Below are 16,360 nucleotides of genomic sequence, written 5' to 3' on the forward strand. Positions count from 1 at the left end.
CGCCGGATCAGGGCGCCCCGAGCTCGAACTCGGCCCGGTCCGATGCCACGCCGTTGACCTGTAGCGACACTGCGTGCGGGCCCGGGTGATAGCGGCGGGTCGTGATCGGCCGGAAGGAGTGCTCACGGGTCACTTCGACCTTCTCGCCCGGGGCCAGCGTGCGGGTGGTGAGTTTGAACGTCTTGGCGCTCTGTGAGCCGTTGGCCTTGTTGTGGTGGACCACGTAGTCGATCGACAGCCGGGCCTCCTGGTCCCCCGCGTTGCGGATCGTCGCCGTGAAGCGCACGCTCCCGCCGAACGGCACCGTGATCCGGTCGAGCACCGGTCCGCCGATATCAAGGGTCGCCGGAGCGAAGCCGAGCAGTTCCAGGGCACCGGGGTGACCGCGCTTGACGAGCGTGCGCAGTCCGTGGCGCACGAGCCGTCCGGTGGTCGGGGCGGGGTCGGCGAGCCAGCCCCGGGCCGTCGCCACGACGAGGTCGGCCCGGTCACGGCTGAGGTCGTTCAGATGGTTGGCGACCGACCGCCGGACGTACTCGCTCTCGTCGCGGTAGAGGGCGTCGAGGACGGGCACGGTCGCGCCGGGGCGGGCGATCAGCGCCGGCACGCGGATCGCCCAGGGGAGGTAGGGCCGGGTGCCCTCCGAGGCGAGACGGCGCACGTCGCTGTCGGGAGACGCCGTCCAGTCGGCGATGTTCCGCAGCGCGCGGTCGACGTCGTGCCGCAGCAGGACCCGGATCGCGAACTCCGAGGTCAGCCGTCCGGTCAGAGCGGCCAGAAGCGTCATCGCGTCGTCGAAGGCGTCATCGGTCCCCTCGGCGACGGCTTTCGTGGCGATGGCGCTCGTGACGGGCCAGATGAGCCACCCGGTGAACGCCGGCACGCCGGCCTGGGCGGCGCGCACCACCCGCGCCAGCTCGGCGTAGTCCCCCGGCACGTCCGCGAGCAGGGCGTCCCGCAGCAGATCGGAGCGCTCGCGCAGGGAGAGGGAATCGAGCTGCTGTGCGGTCGCCCGCAACGAGGCGGGGTCCGCGTCGGGGAGCACGGTGCGCACGGCCTGGGTCAGCGACCGGGCGGTGTGACCGTTGATGAGTTCGTCGGCAAAAGGCATGGCTTGTCTCTTCGGTTGGTTCAAGGCGTGGCCGCGGGCTGTCCCGTGCCGGCGGCGTCTCCGGCCTGGACTGCGCGGCGCGGGCGATGATGCGGCGTCTTTACGGGGGTGTGCCGCGTCCAGGGGGCACAGGTGGGTTTGCACGGGGCCGTGGCGCGTCAGGGAGACGGCGCTGTCGAGGCCAGATAGGCCATGGCCTCCTCACTGCGGCTTCCGGGCTCGGGGGTGCCCACGAGCAGCTGCTGTCCCGGGGCGTCCACCACGTCGAAGGTCTGATAGGTCAGCTCGATGCGACCCACGTCGGGGTGCACGAAGACCTTGAAAGCACGGGTCAGACCCGCGACATCGTGGTCGTCCCAGAGCACCCGGAAGTCGTCCGAGGCGGCCTTGAGCTCGGCGACCAGGCCGCTGATGCCCGCGTCCTCCGGGAACTGCCCGGCGTTCAGGCGCAGCGCGTACACGGTGCTGCGCCGCAGCAGCTCCCGATCGGTGAACACCGTCTTCGCCCGAGGGTGGGTGAACAGGATGCGTGGCATGTTCCGCTCGTCTCCGAACGGCGCCAGGAGCGCGTCGGCGAGCGGGTTGGCCGCCAGTACGTCGAAGGCCGGGCCGAGCACGTAGGACGCGGCACGGGGGAATGCCTCCAGCAGGTGCAGAAGCGCGGGATGCACGAGTTCCCGCCGGCTGTCCGGTCCGAGCCTGGGGTTGAGCCCCGCCAGCCGGTGCAGATGCTCGCGCGCATCGGGCGCGAGGCGCAACGCCCGCCCGAGGGCATCGATCACCTGTGCGGAGGGATGGCGCTCGCGTCCCTGCTCCAGACGGGCGTAGTAGTCCGCGCTGACCCCGGCCAGCACCGCGACCTCTTCGCGCCGCAGACCAGGGACGCGCCGCTGGGAGACGCCACCGGCGAGTCCGGCCTCCGCGGGCTCCACCCGTGCGCGGCTCGCACGCAGAAACGCGCCGAGTTCGTTGTCGTCCGACCCCGTGCCGCCCAGGCCGGCCGCGCCGGCCCCGTCTCCCCTCCGATGATTCGGGACCGTCAACCGCGTGATCATGCCTCGTCTCCCGTCCAGCTCGCCGTTGCCCTCGGACCGACGGATCGTACGACCGCCCACTGACATCGCCCCGACCGGCAGCTGCGGCGAAGACGGGTCCCCGCGAGGCCTGTGCCGGCGATCCGCCGCGCTCGGGGCCGACGGCGGACCCATGAGTGCCGCCGTCCCCGCGGGCTCCCGCCGACGTCGCCGAGGCACCAGCGTCCACCGCCGCCGGGAGACGAGGAAGGCAGCGTATGCCTGGGTGCCGCACACCCAGGCACACGCTGCCTTCCGGGATCCGGTCCGGCGCACTGAGGTGGAAGGAGCGGCGGCCGCCGCCGGACCATCCCGTAGGAGCACTCATGATCACGTCAGCGGAATCGAAGACCGTCCTCGTCACCGGGGCCGGCAGCGGCATCGGCGAAGCCACTGCCCGTCGGCTGGCCGGGCTCGGCCACCGTGTGCTGCTCGGTGCCCGCCGAACCGCACGCCTGGCGTCCCTCTCGGAGGAACTGCGTGCCGGCGGGGCGTCGGTCGCCCACCGGGAGCTGGACGTGACCAGCCTCGACTCCGTGCGGGCTTTCGCCGCCGCCGGGATCGAGGAGTACGGGCGGGTCGACGTCCTGATCAACAACGCCGGCGTGATGCCGTTGTCGCCGATCGCGGACCTGCGCATCGCCGAGTGGGAGCAGATGATCGACGTCAATCTGCGGGGCGTGCTCTACGGGATCGCCGCAGTACTGCCTCATATGCAGCGCCAGGGCGGCGGGCACATCGTCAATGTCTCCTCGACGTCGGGGCACCGGGTGGACCCGACCGCGGCGGTCTACTGCGCCACCAAGTTCGGCGTGGTGGCACTGTCCGAAGGGCTCCGGCAGGAGAGCCGGGACGTCCGGGTCACCGTTGTCAGTCCCGGGTTCACGCAGAGCGAGCTGACCCACCGCGGTGGGTCGGCCGAGGCCCAGGGCGCGGCGCGTGCTGCCGCCGAACAGCTGGCGATCCCGGCGTCGGCGGTCGCGGACGCCATCGTCTTCGCCATCGATCAGCCGGCGCAGGTGGACGTCAACGAGCTGATCGTGCGCCCCACCGCACAGGGCTGACGACCGGAGCGAAGGCCTGTGGAGCCCGGCGGACGCGACTCATGCGCGGCACCGCGCCGCTCCTCGGGCATCCGGCATCCGATGGCACGTGGTCACAGACCACGGGACCGTCGTGGCGCTACGAGGAGCTCCCCGGCTTCGCTCCCTTCTGCGAGCCGGCCGGGCGTCCGGCACCCCCCGCGCCGGGGCACCGGTCCGTCGGGCGCATGCCGATCCGGGGCCGGTGCCGGCAGAGGCGGACAGACCCCGTCGCGAAGAACTGCTCCGGACAGTGCCGATTCACCGCAGCCAGCCGCGACGGGCCGCCTGGGCCGCCGCCTGGAAGCGGGTGTCGGCGCCCAGTTCGGCCATCAGACGATGGATACGGCGCTGGGTGGTGCGCTGGCTCCAGCCCAGGGTGCGCGCGATCGCCGCGTCCGAGCAACCGGAGGACAGAAGCCTCAGCAGGGCGAGCGTTTCGGCATCCGGGCCGCCGGGGCGTTCGACCGGGGACCTGGTGTCCCGAAGCGGTGTCGCCCGTTCCCACTCGACTTCGAACAGCGCCTCAAGTGCCACGAGCATCGGTGAACGCTGAATGAGATAGGCGGCGGAATGGCCGCCGGGCGCGAGGCTGAAGGGGATGATCGCGGACCTGTCGTCCGAGATCACCAGTTTCAGCGGCAACTCCGCCAGCACTCTGGCCTGTTCACCGGCGCGTATGCTCGGCAGGATGTCGTCCTGGAGCCGGCCCGGCCAGTCCACAGCGGCCCGATCGTAGATCACCCGGTGGACGACACCCGTGCGCTGCCGCCGGCGTTGGTCGTCCAGGTTGCTTCCCGGCCGGTCGACATAGGGAGGCCGGTCGAAGGCCCGCACCTGGCGCCGGGCACCCTGGGTGAGCCGGTGGACGGCCGCGCTGATGTCCTCGTGGCTGGTGAGCAGTTCCACGGCGATGTTCGGATCGCTGATCCGGTGGGCCTCGCGGTGCTTCTCGGCGAGCTGCTGCACCAGGGAGCGGGCCGAGTCGAGCCGGCGCTCACGTTCCTGGATCAGCTCGCTGACCGCCACATCGGGGGCCGCCGCGGTGAAGTGCGGCGGACGGCCCGCGGATCTGGTGGCAAGGCCGTCCTTGACCAGCACGGACAGCAACCTGCCCACCGCCCGCACGCTCATCCCGCATGCTCCGGCGACCTGCGAGGCGGTGCTCCGGGGCAGCCCGACCAGGGCGGTGTAGACGAGTTGTGTTTCGTCGCTGAGTCCGACGACGTCAAATTCCATTTCCACTCCGGTCGTTCCTGGCAGCCAGCTGCCACCTGGCGGAAGTTGGCCACAGCCGCGTCCTTGCGCCCGGTCCGCTTCCGTTGACATCTTCCCCTGGAGAAAAGGGGCGTTGTCCTGCGGTGTCGCCCGGGCCCACGTCCCTGTCGTGTGTCAGCACACCGAACACCAGCGGAAGGTGCCCCTATGCCCCAAGCCCGACCACCGGCCCTGCGGCTGCTGCGCGCCTGCGCGGTCCTCGCCCTCACCGTCGCCGGGACCGCCGTGGCACTGCCCGCATCCGCCGCGCCCCCGGCCACCCCCACTCCCCCGGTCCGCACACCCGCCACACAGGCGTCGCCGAGACCCGACCAGCAGCGGCACGGCGTCGTTCCCGGCCAGACTCTGGTGACGCTGGACCAGCAGACCTCGGTCACCGGAGCGCCCCTGCCCGGCACTCGCCTCGCCGCCCGGACCCCGCAGACGAACAGCGCGGCCCTCAACGCCAAGTTCCGGGCCGTAGGCGCCACATCGCTGCACCCGCTCGTCCAGGAGGACAACACCGGGCAGTCCCGGACCTACGTCCTCACCACCGGCCGGCGCGACTCCGCCGCCGTCGCCCGTTCCCTGCGCGGCACTCGAGGAATCGCCGACGCGGAACCCAACCGGTATGTCAACACCATGAACACCGGAGCCCGGTCGCTGCCGTCCACGGCGGTCCGGTCCTTCCCCGCCGCGCGCCCCAGCGGTTCCGCCAGGACCGGCAAGACAGCGCGAACGTCGCCCCCGGATGCCGTACCGGCCAACGACACCCTCACCACCTCCGCGCAGGCGTTCCTCAACTCCGGCGGTGTGAACGCGATCGGCGCCTTCTCCCTGCTCCAGGGTCGGTACGGTCAGCAGCCCGGTACCGGCGAGACCATCACGAACGTGTCGATCGGCGACCTCACCGACCAGTCGATGGCCGACGACGGCGACTCGTACGTGCAGTCCAACGGCCCGACCACCGTCCTCAGGAACGGACAGCGCTACCTCGACCTGCCGTCGATGCCGCTGATCCCGACCTATGTGGCCAAGGACTCCGGCGGTCTGGACGGCGCCGCGTCGACCGAACAGCAGGACCCCTCCCTCGACGAAGTCATGCTCGACTTCGGCGTCATGGCCCCGCTAGCCCATGACCGGCAGCGTCCCGAGGCGACCGGCAGCGGCTACACCGACCTCCTGGGCATCGCCCCCGGCGCGGACTACCGACTGGTCGTCCCGCAGCAGCCGACCACCGACCGGATCGCGGGCGCCCTGCTGGCCGCCGCCCACCAGTCACCCAGGCCCGACGTGATCACGGCCAGCCTCGGCTTCGGCACCGACGCCGAGGGCTTCCCCGGCCGCTACCTCGAGGACGACCCGGTCATCCGTGCCGTCGTCACGTCCATCGTCCATGACGACGGCGTCGTGGTGTCCATCTCCTCCAACGACGGCACGCGCCTCTACACGCCCGCCTCCGTCGGCCCCGACGGCGGCAGCACCCCCACCGACCTCGCCCCCGACAACCGCTCCGCCACCACCATCGCCGACGACGCGGAGTCCACGACACCGTCAAGGGTCCCCGACAGCGGGGCGATAGCCGCGGGCGGCACCACCCTGGACGACACCCTGGCCGCAGGACCGCAGGGCGACGCCACCACGGCCGAGACACGGCTCAGCGGCTTCGGGACCTTCTCCTCGGGCTTCGGCAGCCGGATCGACCTCTCGGCGCCCAGCGACAACATCCTGGCCTTCTCCCATCAGGCCCAGGGCGCGGCGCAGGACGTCGCCGTGTCCCTCAACGGCGGCACGTCCGCCTCCGCCCCCGAGATCGCCGCCGCAGCGGCGGTCGTACTCCAGGCCGGGCGGCTCGGCGGCCACCGTCTGACTCCCGTCCAGGTACGGGACATCCTGGAGAAGACCGGTCGCGCGGTCTCCACGCCGCCGCAGATCGACCGCGCGCTGCATGTAGGTCCGCAGATCGATGTGACGGCAGCGACCGAGAGGGCGCTGGGCCGCAGCTCCGGGTCCCCGTCACTGGTGCGCCTGTCCGTCGCGCACCGTGTCACCATCGGCGATCTCGGCGGCGCCTTCATGGAGACCACCGACCCGGGCCGTATCGACCTCGGCGACCCATCCACCGGCGGCAACGGTGAAGGGCTTGTCGGCCCGGTGACCTTCGCCGGCGACACCACCGGAGTGACCGGCCGCGCCCAGTACACCCTCACCGTCGGCAAGACGGTCTTCCGCTCGGACAGCCCCGCGATACGCGTGACACCGGCCCAGCTCCTGACGGCCGCCGGTCTGCCTCTGACCTCCACGACGGACCGGCAGATCACCGTGGCCTACCGCGTCCTGGTCGACGGGCGCACCCGCGTGAGCACCACCCGTACCCTCGCGGTCGGCCCCAGCGACGGCACCTATGCGGAGGCCACCGCCCCCGACGCTCCGGCGACGGTCGGCGCCGGGCACCCGGTCACCGTCTCGTACGACCTCACCGGTGTCGCGTCGACCTCCGACCCGCAGCTTGTGGTGTCCACGGTCGGCCACTGGAACCCGAGCCTCGCTCCCCTGTTCACCGCCGGCTGGCACCAGGCGCTGACCGCGCCCAAGGGAACGGTGACGATTCCCGCTGAGGCCTTCGCGAACGGCGGCGGCCTCTACGGCATCGGTATCGCCCAGCGGGGCTTCGGCGGCAACCCGCTGTCCGTCGCCTACGGGGAGTTCGCCCCGATCCGGGTGGACGGCGGCACGGCGGCGAACCGCCCGGCCGCCCCGGTCCTGACCGGGGCCAACGGGATCGCCGGCCACACCGCTGAAGTATCCCGTGACACCTCCCGGTTCACGCTCCGCTACGACGTACGGGACGTCGCGGGCGCGCAGTCGGCCGAGGTGGAGTTCGCCGCACCGGCCCCCACCCAGCACGGCACGCTCAACACCTTCACCAACGCCAACGGCACCCGACTCGACCACGACGGCGTGAACAGCCCCTCGGTGCTGCACCGTACGCTGCCCGCCGTCTCCGGATCGGTGCGCCTGGACGCCGCGGCACTCGGCCTCGGCAGCTCGGACAGCTACAACGTCCGGGTGCTGGCCCTCGGCCGCAACGGTCAGGTCGTGGGTCAGGCGTCCCCGCTGTCGACGCTGGTCTTCGACGACGGGCCGGCGCCCGGCGGTGCGTCGGTGGAGAGCTTCGCCGCGGCCGGTTCCCACTCCGTCGCGGCGCTGGCCACCGCCTCCGGCGGCTCCGAGGTCCGCCACTACTCGACGGCGACCGGACGTTACGGCGACGTCATCACCTCCGACCCGGGCTCCGGCTCGTCCTACGAGGTCGTGGGAGCCACCGCGAACCGCGTTCTGCTGGCCCACAAGGCCACGGCCGACGGCGACGTCCGGGTCGAGACCTGGAACACCACGACGGACTCCCTCACCGGCGTCACCGTGCTGCCCGCCGACACGTACACCTACGTCACCGGCCGGATCGACGGCGTTCACAACAGGGGCGCCGTGCTCCTGCACGGGACCGACAAGGCCGACCTGGTGCTGCCCGTCGACCTCGGCGCGGGCACCACGGGCGATCCGATCCAGGCCGACCCGACCGGCGTGCCGGCCGGAACATACAGTCTGCTCACCCTCGACTCCGCGACCGGGGACGTCTTCCTGGCCAAGGCCGCCGGGGCCTTCAACTGCCTCGGCGGAGTGACGGCGGCCAAGGTCGATCCGGTCACCCGGACGGTGACCGGCCTCGGCAGCACCTCCGGATGCAGCCACGGCATCGCCTCCGACGGAGCCGGAACGCTGTTCAACCTCTCGGCCACCGTGCCCAGCGTCAACATCGTTCCCACCAGTGTGCTCGGACCGATCGACGAGACCGGCGGTGAGACGGCCGATGCCATGAGTGTGCGCCTGGGCAAGGCCTCGGCCCTCGCGGTGGACGGCACCCACCGGATCGCCGTGGTGTCCTACGCGACGCCTGAGGGCAAGGCCTACTTCGGCGCCGGAATGTGGGTACCGGACAACAACGCCACCAGTCAGCTGGTCGTCGTGGATCTCACGACCGGAACGGTGATCCGCACGCTGACCGGCTTCGCCATCGGCACCCACGGCGGGGCCGAGAACGCGCTCCAGCTGGATCCCGGCACCCGGACCGGGTGGACGTACGGACCGAACGATCAGCAGATCCAGCAGTTCAGTTACTGACGGACCGACCCGTCCTCCGTCCCGGGGGCCCGTACGCACTACGGGCCCCCGGGGCAGGCCCCGCAGCGGCCCCCGGGCAGGCCGGCTCGGCCTCCACGGAAACCCAGGTGCTCCGAACGCACCGTCCGGGTAGGTTCGGAGCGTGCCCGAGCTCAAGCTGCTGCACGCCGACCACGGCCCGGCGGTCCTCGCCTTCGAGCTGGCGAACCGCGCCTACTTCGCCGCCGCCATCGCTGATCGGGGCGACGCGTTCTTCGATCGATTCGCCGAGCGGCTCAGCGCCATGCTGGCCCAGCAGGATGCCGGCATCAACGCGTTCTACGTACTGATCGCCGAGGACGGCTCGGTTCTGGGCCGGTTCAATCTCTACGACGTCCAGGACGGCACCGCCGAACTCGGCTACCGCGTCGCCCAGCACGTCACGGGCCGCGGCGTGGCCACCGCGACCGTCCGGGAGCTGTGCCGACTCGCGGTGGCGCGGCACGGACTGCGCACACTGCGGGCGGCCGCCGCACACGACAATGGCGCCTCCCGAAAAGTGCTGGTCAAGGCCGGGTTCGTCCCGGTCGGCCCGGCGGGCCCGGCCGACGTCGGCGGCAAGACGGGTACCTGGTATCGACTCGACCTCGTGCCGCAGCCGTAGCCGTAGCCGTAGCCGTAGCACGCGATCTTGCAGCCGTACCCCGGCCTGCGACGAGCCGGAGTACGGCCCTCAAGCGGCGCCCGGCCCGGCCCGTTCACCGCCCGAGCGGCGCCCATCCCCCTGTCCTGGGGGACGCAGGCGGCCGTCGATCAGTGCGCCGTGGGTCCCGCCGTGCCGTAGTGCACAAGTGAGGTCGGCACCACGGTCCGCCGGGTGGCGGAGCGCACGGAGCCGTCCCGGATACGGGTGGCGACCAGTCGACCGGCCTCGCGGCCGAGTTCGTCGCTGTCGTAGGCGACGATGGTCAGCGGCAGCCCCAGCGCGTCGGCGAGTTCGAAGTCGTCGAAGCCGGCCAGCGCCGTGGTCGTGCCCGCACGGCGGATGGCGCGGAAGGCGCCGATGGTGTTGCGGTTGTTGGAGCAGAACAGCGCCGTGGGCGGTTCCGGGAGGTCGAGCAACTCGCCTGCGGCACGGGCGGCTTCGCCGGTCTGCTGCTGGCCCTGCCGGATGTAGGCGGGCTCGGCGGGGATACCGGCGTCGGCCAGTGCGTCGGCGTAACCCCGCAGACGCTCGATGCTGGTGTAGACGGTCGGGGGCGAGCCGAGGAAACCGATCCTGCGATGCCCGGCGGCCAGTAGCCGCTCGGTGGCGGCGCGCGCCCCGCCGTAGTCGTCGACCAGCACGCAGTCGGCGGCGAAGCCGTTCGGCGGGCGGCTGGCGAGCACCACGGGCACGCCCTCGGCCGCCGCGGCGGCGAGATGACGCTGGTCGGTGTCGGCGGGCACGGCGATGATGCCGTCGACTCGGCGGGCCACCAGGTCCTGGACGAGGCTCCGCTCGCTGTCCAGGTCCTGTCCGGTGTTGCCGATGACGGACTTGAGGCCGTGCTGGGCGAGCACGGAATCGACACCGAGGGCGAGGCGGGAGTAGAAGGGGTTGGCGAGGTTGGTGACGACGAGCCCCACCAGACCGGTCCCGCTGCCCAGCCGCAGACTGCGGGCCATCTCGTTGCGGCGGTAGCCGAGTTCCGCGATGACCGTGCGCACCCGGGCCGCGGTGGCCGGCGCCACCTTGGGGTCGTCGCGCAGAACGCGCGAGACGGTCATGGCGCTGACCTCCGCACGCTCGGCGACGTCCCGCAAGGTCGGCTGCGCGTCCCTCGGCCCACGTGTGTCCGCCATCCCGGCCGTGTCCCCTTCGTCAGTCCCCGTCGGCCGCCGCGCGCGCCGCGCCGATCAGTGCGGCGTCCCCGGCGAGACGGGCGGGCTTCACCGCACGAGTATGCCGTGCGGCGGCCGCGGTTTCGGGGGGCACAGGACCACGACGGGCCACGCCGCCGTCGGGCACCCAGCCCCCGCCCTCGAGTCCCGACGTCAGGGCCGGAGCGACGAGATCCCAGGAACGGGCCATGGAGCCGCCCACCACGAGTGCCGTGGCGCCGAAGTCCACCAGCCGCGGCCCCAGCACGGCACCCAGCGTCGAGAAGGCGGTGCCCAGTACCCGCCGGGCCCGTCCCTCCCCCGCCCTGGCGCGCTCGGCGATGTTGTGCACGTCGAGGACCGGATCGCCGTACCGGAGCAGGATCGCGCGGCGTGAGACGACGTCTTCGAGCGGCTCGTCGCCCACCTCGGTCAGGTCCATGCGTCCCCCGGGCGGCACGCCGGGCCCGTCCTCGCAGACACGGCCGTCGGCGAGGAACGCGGAACCGACACCCGTCCCGAGGGTGATGCCGACGGCGCGGCGGTGGCCGCGCGCGGCGCCCGCGGACCACTCGCCTGCCAGGAACGCGTGCGCGTCGTTGAGGAACACGACATCGGCGGGGTGTCGCCACAGCCCGCCGCGCAGCGCGGCCCCCACGTCCACTCCGTACAGGGCGTCGAACTTCCCGACTCCCGCGTAGAGGGCGATGCCCCTCGCATAGTCGAACGGCCCCGGCACCGCCACACCCCAGCGGGCCCCCGCGGGCACCGCCAGGGTGCCGGCACAGGCGCGCACGGCGCCGAGGATGTCGTCGGCGGAACCGTGTGCGTCCAGCGGCATGCGGGTGCGGTCCAGGACGCGGCCGTCCCGCGGCTCGACGAGGGCCGCGGTGACGTGGGTGCCGCCGATCTCCAGGACGGGTATCAACGCACGAGCGCCTTCACCACCCGGACGGGTCCGCCGTCCGCTGCCCGCAGGGTGTAGCGGCCGACCGCGGCGGGGACGGTGAGCGTCTCCGCCCAGGCCAGTTCGTGCAGGTCCCCGGCCGCCGTCCGCACCGTCACGCCCGCACCCTCCACCACGTTCAGCACATGGAAGCGCCCTCGCGTGGCATCCTCCGCCTCCGCTCCGGCGTCGAGCACGTATCTCCTGACCTCGTAGAACATTTCGTCCAGTGCGCCGATGACCTCCTCCCGCCAGCCGGTGCCCTCGCGCAGGGTGCGCGGCTCCTGCACAAGGTCGCGGGCGACGGCCTCACCGCGGCGGCCGGTCTCCAGGTTGGCGAAGCCGTGCTCGTACGGCAGCGGCCGGGGACTGCCGTCGGCACCGGGCCGCAGCCAGTCGTAGAACCGCAGGCTGTACAGGTACGGGGTGGCGCTGATCTCGAGCACGACGTTGCCGGCGCCGCTGGCGTGCGGGGTGCCCGCCGGGATCATGAACAGCCTGCCCTGCTCGGCGGGGAAGGTCAGGACGTGGTCCTCCGGATCCATGGGCACCCCCTCGGTGGCGGCCTTGAGCACCTCCTTTCGGAAGACGTCGGCGTCGGCGTCCTCGCGCAGGCCGAGGAACACCTTGCTGTCGGGGCCGCCGAACGTCATGTAGTACGTCTCGTGCTGGGTGTAGGGCCAGCCGAAGCGCTCCCGCATGTACGGCTCCCTGGGGTGGCAGTGCACCGAGAGGTTGCCGCCGCCGACCGTGTCGAGGTAGTCGAAGCGGATCGGGAAGGACGTGCCGAAACGAGCGTGCACCTCGTCACCGAGGACGTCCTCGGGGTGCAGGACGCACATCAGCTGGAACGGCACCTCCGCCTGCGCCTGCGGCCCGTCGCCGACGAGGATGCCGGCCTCGGGGGCGATGAGTTCGTAACCGAGCGCGGTGTTCCGTGCCGCCGGGTCGAAGCCGAGTTCCTGCTGGGCCCAATGACCGCCCCAGGGTGTGGAGTTGAAGAACGGCCGGGTGCGCACGGGTCGGCGGCTCAGGGTGGCGAGGGTGGCCCGCAGTCCGTCGCCGTCCAGATAGACCGGACGTTCGGGCTCCTGGACGTCCAACCAGCCGTCGAGGCGGGGAGCGAGCGCGTCGCGATGGCGGTCGAGCATGGGCCAGTCGACGTAGAACAGGCGGCGGAAGTCGCCCTGTTCACCGGGCAGCCCGAGGTTGACGCCCCTTCCGGCGGCCACGGCGGCCTCCGCATGGCGCTTGGGGAGGTCGGCGTACCAGAGGACGTCGTGCCGGACGAGGGCGGCGCCCGGCCCGAAGACCACGGCCGGCCCCCCGTCCGGTGGCCGCGGCACGTCGTCGAAGAGGTCGTCCAGGGTGTTCTCGGCGAGCTTGCAGTAGTACGGGTCGACGGCATCCTCCGGGCGTACGGTGCGACGCCTGATCTCGGCGGGCGGTGCGTAGTGCTCGCGCACGTCGAGCAGCCGCACCGCGGTGGCCGGGCAGGCGGCCACGAGCCGGTCGGCCAGCAGGTCCCAGTCCACGGACGGCGGCCCATCGATGGCGACGACCGCCGGGGCGGGGGGCAGTTGGTCCGCGATCGCCTGCCAGCCCGTCACAAGGACGGTTCGCGGTGCGGGGGTGTATCGAGGGTCGAGCCGGTACACGCAATCTCCTTCGTACTTTCGTGCAGATTCAGAGGCGCTCGAGGAGTACCGCTGCCGTGCCCAGTGCGGGGATGTCGAGCGTCATCTGGCCGTCGTGCAGGGGGAGTCGGGCGGACGGAGTGCCCAGGTAGTCCGACCGGTGCGCGGCGGAGACCGGGAAGCGGGCCCGTACGGGGCAGGCCACCGGTTCCTCGGCGAAGGACTGCAGCCGCAGCAGCACCCGACCGGGTGCGGGCGTGGTGGCGCCGACCAACCTCACACGCGGGTCGCCCAGTTCGGCGAAGGTCAGGAATGCGGGAGCCTTGTCCGACTCCGGCCCTCTGGCGCGCACGGCGTGCAGGGGACGGCTCCAGGCGGCGGACGTGCGCGGGCCGAGACCGGCGTCCGCGCCACCGCAGGCGATGCTGTAGCGGAACGTGAACTCGAAGCCCTGCTCGCTGGGGAAGTTCGTGTCCCAGAGGTTGTTGTGGATCCAGGAGAAGACGGTGGCGGGCTCGTCCTGGCCCATGGTCTTCGGGAACGGGGCGTACGGCAGCGCGATGTTGCCGAACTGAACCAGCGGCGCGTCCTGGCCGGCCCAAGCGACGGTGAACTCGTCCTCCCGCAGGGTGATCCAGCGGCGCACGGCCCGCATGTGCAACGCGGAGCCGGGGACGACCGGGAGGCCGGTGCCGGTGGCACCGCCGGACGCCTCCATGCGCACCGTGGGCGAACCGAAGGCGAACGGGAAGGCGAAGTAGGCGCTTTCCTTGCCGGTGGTGGCGTCCTTGTCGACGCGGTTCTCGATGTCGAGACGGGCGACGCCGCGCGGCAGTGTGAGAGTGGTGCGCACCCGGTTCGCGCCCGCGGGACGGGTCTCGTACGTGATCGTCTCGGCGGTGGCGGTCGACCGGCGGGCGATGAGGGCGGCCGGCGGTGCGACGGAGCGGTCGCCGAGGTGCTCCAGGCGGTCGGAGCCTGTGGTGCGGCTGGAGTTGTGGTTGAAGCCGCCTGCGGTCGTGTAGCTGTCGTGGATATAGGCGTTGAAGCCCGTGACGGCGTCGGTACGGACCAGTTCGCGGCCGGTGGCCTTGTCGGTGACGGAGCCGATACAGGCGCGGGCGAGGTCCACACGCACGGCGAGGTGCTCGTTCTCCAGGAGCAGCGGTTCGGCCAGCGCGTGGGCCGCGGCCGCGGTCTCGGCAGGGTCCTCCCGGTCTGTGCCGCCTGTCGGGTTCCAGCCGGTGGCCGCCTTGAGGACGGCCTCTTCGGCCGCGTCGCCGATCGCCTCTTCGGCGATCCGGATGTCGAGGCGGACGGAGCCTGCCGGCGGCACGTCGTCCACGCGCACCAGCAGGAAGCGGCCGGCGTCCCGGTGGTCGTCGTTGACCTGTGGGCTTTCCTCGTGGTGCAGGCGCGCACCGGTGCGCGCGTCATGGACCGCGACCGGTCGGTCCAGCGGGATGCTGGACTCGGGCAGGAAGATGCGTACGACGTCGGTGCGCGGCCAGGAGCAGGTGTTGACGACGTGGTAGGAGGCGGGAATGCCGGCCTGGGAGGCGAGTCGCTGCCCCAGACGCGCGGAGGCCCGGTTCAGCAGTGACTGCCCGTCGTCGTGGGCGCGCAGGGCCTGCCCGTACTTCCAGTGCCACTGCTGTTCGCCGGAGTGCCCGCCGTGGTCGCCGTGCGTCCAGGGGTCGCCGGCGCCCCAGGTGTGCTCGTCGAAGAGGGAGACCGCCTCGTACACGCCGGCCGCGTCGCGGCTGTCGTCCTCGGCCCCGGCCGCGCCGAGGACACCCGCGAACGTGCCGAGGGTCTGGGCGTCCGCGACGACGGACTGGGCTGTGCGGGCCAGGGAGAGCGGATGGGCGCCCGAGCCGACACCGTCGACCCACCAGTCGGTCCAGTCGCCCTCGAAGGTGCGGATCTCGTCACCCAGCCGGGACTCGGCGTCGGTGAAGAAGTCCTCGTTGCGCGACAGCCGCAGCTGCGGATAGGCCCAGGTCTCGTTCCAGCGGCGCACCGTGTCGGCGATGATCCGGCGCGGCGGCGCGTTGTCGCCGAACTTGCCCTGCACCCGCAGGTGCAGCACATCCCACGGGTAGGGCTCACGCTTGATCTCCTCCTGGTCCATCGCCCAGCCGAAGACACCACCGCGATAGGGGTACGGGTTGGTGGCGAGGGACGTCAGATAGGACGGCAGGAGATCGTCGACACTGCCGTAGTCGGTGTCGAAGCCCAGCAGTGGGCCCTCCATGTAGGCCAGGCCGTGCGGGGTGTCGGTGACCCACACCAGCACGCTCTTGCCGCTGGGGGCGCGCCAGCGGAACAGACGCGGCAGCTTCTCCCCGCCGACGAGGTGCGGTACCGAGCGGCCGGCCCAGTTGTGCGCCACCGACAGGTACTTGACACCGGCGTCACTGAGCGCGTCGACCAGACCGACGACCGATCCGGGCACGTCGGTCTGCATGGCCGAGGTGAAGTCGATGCCGTAGCGCTCCCTCGTCTCGTGGGCCATGCGGAGCAGTTCGTGCAGTTCGTCGGTGGAGCAGGTCTCGGTGTGCAGGTTGAAGGGCATGGCGGTGAGCTCGATCCTGCCCTCGTGCACCCGCCGTACGAACTCCTCGACTTGTTCGGCGGGCCGCGCGTCGGCCCATTGCCGGAAGGACCACAGCGACTCGACACACCATCGGAACTGCGACTCGGGTGCCCAGCCGTCGGTGGCCCGGGTCAGCTCGAGGCAGGCGTCGAGGAAGGACAGATGCTCGGCCAGCACCCTGCCCTGAGGGTCGGTGTAGCCGATGTCCAGGTGCGAGTGGTGGACGAGGTGGACGGTCCAGCGGCGTTGGGGGGTGAGCGTCACGTCGATTCCGCTGCCCGGGTCGCTTCCGGGCAGCCCCACGGTGACCCGCTGGGCGGTGTCGACGGCGGGCAGCAGCAGGCGGATCGAGCGGTTGGGCCCGGCGATGCGTTCAGCGGGGAGTGCGTCACCGGACTCGGTGCGTACCGTGAGCTCGTCCGGGAGCCGGGAGCCGTTCACCGCCTCCACTCGCAGCGACTGCAGCAGTCCGCCGGTCTCGGCGCGGCGCAGCAGTGGTTCGACGGTGAGACGCAGTGCGTTGCCGCCCAGGCTGCCTTCGGCGCTCACGACCGAGCCGCGAAGGCTGTCGCGTATCCGGTCGTTGTCCCAGTCGGTCGTACGGACGAGTGCCCGTGTGGTCATGCGGATC

At 71.9% G+C, this 16,360-nt stretch carries 10 protein-coding genes; 3 read left to right on the forward strand and 7 right to left on the reverse strand.

The features are described from left to right. Positions 1 to 7: 7 nt before the first annotated feature. Both ACSHXN_RS03825 and ACSHXN_RS03830 read right to left on the reverse strand, forming a co-directional pair. Positions 8 to 1,111: a DNA alkylation repair protein gene (locus ACSHXN_RS03825; protein WP_438302641.1), complete on the reverse strand. Its 1,104-nt coding sequence runs from the start codon at positions 1,109 to 1,111 to the stop codon at positions 8 to 10. Positions 1,112 to 1,269: 158 nt separating this feature from the next. After that, entirely contained in the window at positions 1,270 to 2,166 is an 897-nt protein-coding gene (locus ACSHXN_RS03830; RefSeq protein WP_438302642.1) for a helix-turn-helix transcriptional regulator, read from the reverse strand. A gap of 344 nt (positions 2,167 to 2,510) precedes the next feature. Between ACSHXN_RS03830 and ACSHXN_RS03835 the strand changes: the two genes are divergently transcribed. Further along, positions 2,511 to 3,248 (forward strand): SDR family oxidoreductase, encoded by a 738-nt coding sequence (locus ACSHXN_RS03835; RefSeq protein ID WP_355136246.1) that lies wholly within the window; start codon positions 2,511 to 2,513, stop codon positions 3,246 to 3,248. Positions 3,249 to 3,527: 279 nt separating this feature from the next. Here the strand turns inward: ACSHXN_RS03835 and ACSHXN_RS03840 are convergent, their stop codons facing one another. Further along, positions 3,528 to 4,505: a helix-turn-helix domain-containing protein gene (locus tag ACSHXN_RS03840; RefSeq protein WP_355136244.1), complete on the reverse strand. Its 978-nt coding sequence runs from the start codon at positions 4,503 to 4,505 to the stop codon at positions 3,528 to 3,530. Positions 4,506 to 4,691: 186 nt separating this feature from the next. On the opposite strand from ACSHXN_RS03840, the gene ACSHXN_RS03845 reads away from it, so the two are divergent. Together ACSHXN_RS03845 and ACSHXN_RS03850 are read left to right on the forward strand one after the other, a co-directional pair. Next, positions 4,692 to 8,705 (forward strand): S8 family serine peptidase, encoded by a 4,014-nt coding sequence (locus tag ACSHXN_RS03845; RefSeq protein ID WP_438302643.1) that lies wholly within the window; start codon positions 4,692 to 4,694, stop codon positions 8,703 to 8,705. A gap of 142 nt (positions 8,706 to 8,847) precedes the next feature. Beyond that, positions 8,848 to 9,348, forward strand: coding sequence for a GNAT family N-acetyltransferase (locus tag ACSHXN_RS03850; protein WP_356296799.1), 501 nt, complete (start codon positions 8,848 to 8,850; stop codon positions 9,346 to 9,348). Positions 9,349 to 9,497: 149 nt separating this feature from the next. Here ACSHXN_RS03850 and ACSHXN_RS03855 read toward each other — a convergent pair whose 3' ends face one another. The 4 genes from ACSHXN_RS03855 to ACSHXN_RS03870 are packed head-to-tail and all read right to left on the reverse strand — an operon-like array spanning position 9,498 to position 16,353. After that, positions 9,498 to 10,529: a LacI family DNA-binding transcriptional regulator gene (locus tag ACSHXN_RS03855; RefSeq protein WP_359449816.1), complete on the reverse strand. Its 1,032-nt coding sequence runs from the start codon at positions 10,527 to 10,529 to the stop codon at positions 9,498 to 9,500. A gap of 19 nt (positions 10,530 to 10,548) precedes the next feature. Continuing rightward, positions 10,549 to 11,475 carry an ROK family protein gene (locus tag ACSHXN_RS03860; RefSeq protein ID WP_438302644.1) on the reverse strand — a complete coding sequence of 309 codons (927 nt, stop codon included), beginning with the start codon at positions 11,473 to 11,475 and terminating at the stop codon, positions 10,549 to 10,551. After that, positions 11,472 to 13,151: a class I mannose-6-phosphate isomerase gene (locus ACSHXN_RS03865; protein ID WP_356296796.1), complete on the reverse strand. Its 1,680-nt coding sequence runs from the start codon at positions 13,149 to 13,151 to the stop codon at positions 11,472 to 11,474. The genes ACSHXN_RS03860 and ACSHXN_RS03865 overlap by 4 nt, the downstream gene beginning before the upstream one ends. Positions 13,152 to 13,179: 28 nt before the next feature. Then, the gene (locus ACSHXN_RS03870; RefSeq protein ID WP_438302645.1) at positions 13,180 to 16,353 is read right to left on the reverse strand and encodes an alpha-mannosidase; all 3,174 of its coding nucleotides are present in this window, start codon (positions 16,351 to 16,353) and stop codon (positions 13,180 to 13,182) included. Positions 16,354 to 16,360 lie beyond the last annotated feature (7 nt).

The sequence above is a fragment of the Streptomyces sp. HUAS TT11 genome, assembly GCF_051553595.1.
GTDB lineage: Bacteria > Actinomycetota > Actinomycetes > Streptomycetales > Streptomycetaceae > Streptomyces.

Excerpts from the sequence above, each read along its gene's own strand:
- ACSHXN_RS03825 (WP_438302641.1), bottom strand. The coding sequence starts at position 1,111 with ATGCCTTTTGCCGACGAACTCATCAACGGTCACACCGCCCGGTCGCTG.
- ACSHXN_RS03830 (WP_438302642.1), bottom strand. The coding sequence starts at position 2,166 with ATGATCACGCGGTTGACGGTCCCGAATCATCGGAGGGGAGACGGGGCC.
- ACSHXN_RS03835 (WP_355136246.1), top strand. The coding sequence starts at position 2,511 with ATGATCACGTCAGCGGAATCGAAGACCGTCCTCGTCACCGGGGCCGGC.
- ACSHXN_RS03840 (WP_355136244.1), bottom strand. The coding sequence starts at position 4,505 with ATGGAATTTGACGTCGTCGGACTCAGCGACGAAACACAACTCGTCTAC.
- ACSHXN_RS03845 (WP_438302643.1), top strand. The coding sequence starts at position 4,692 with ATGCCCCAAGCCCGACCACCGGCCCTGCGGCTGCTGCGCGCCTGCGCG.
- ACSHXN_RS03855 (WP_359449816.1), bottom strand. The coding sequence starts at position 10,529 with ATGGCGGACACACGTGGGCCGAGGGACGCGCAGCCGACCTTGCGGGAC.
- ACSHXN_RS03870 (WP_438302645.1), bottom strand. The coding sequence starts at position 16,353 with ATGACCACACGGGCACTCGTCCGTACGACCGACTGGGACAACGACCGG.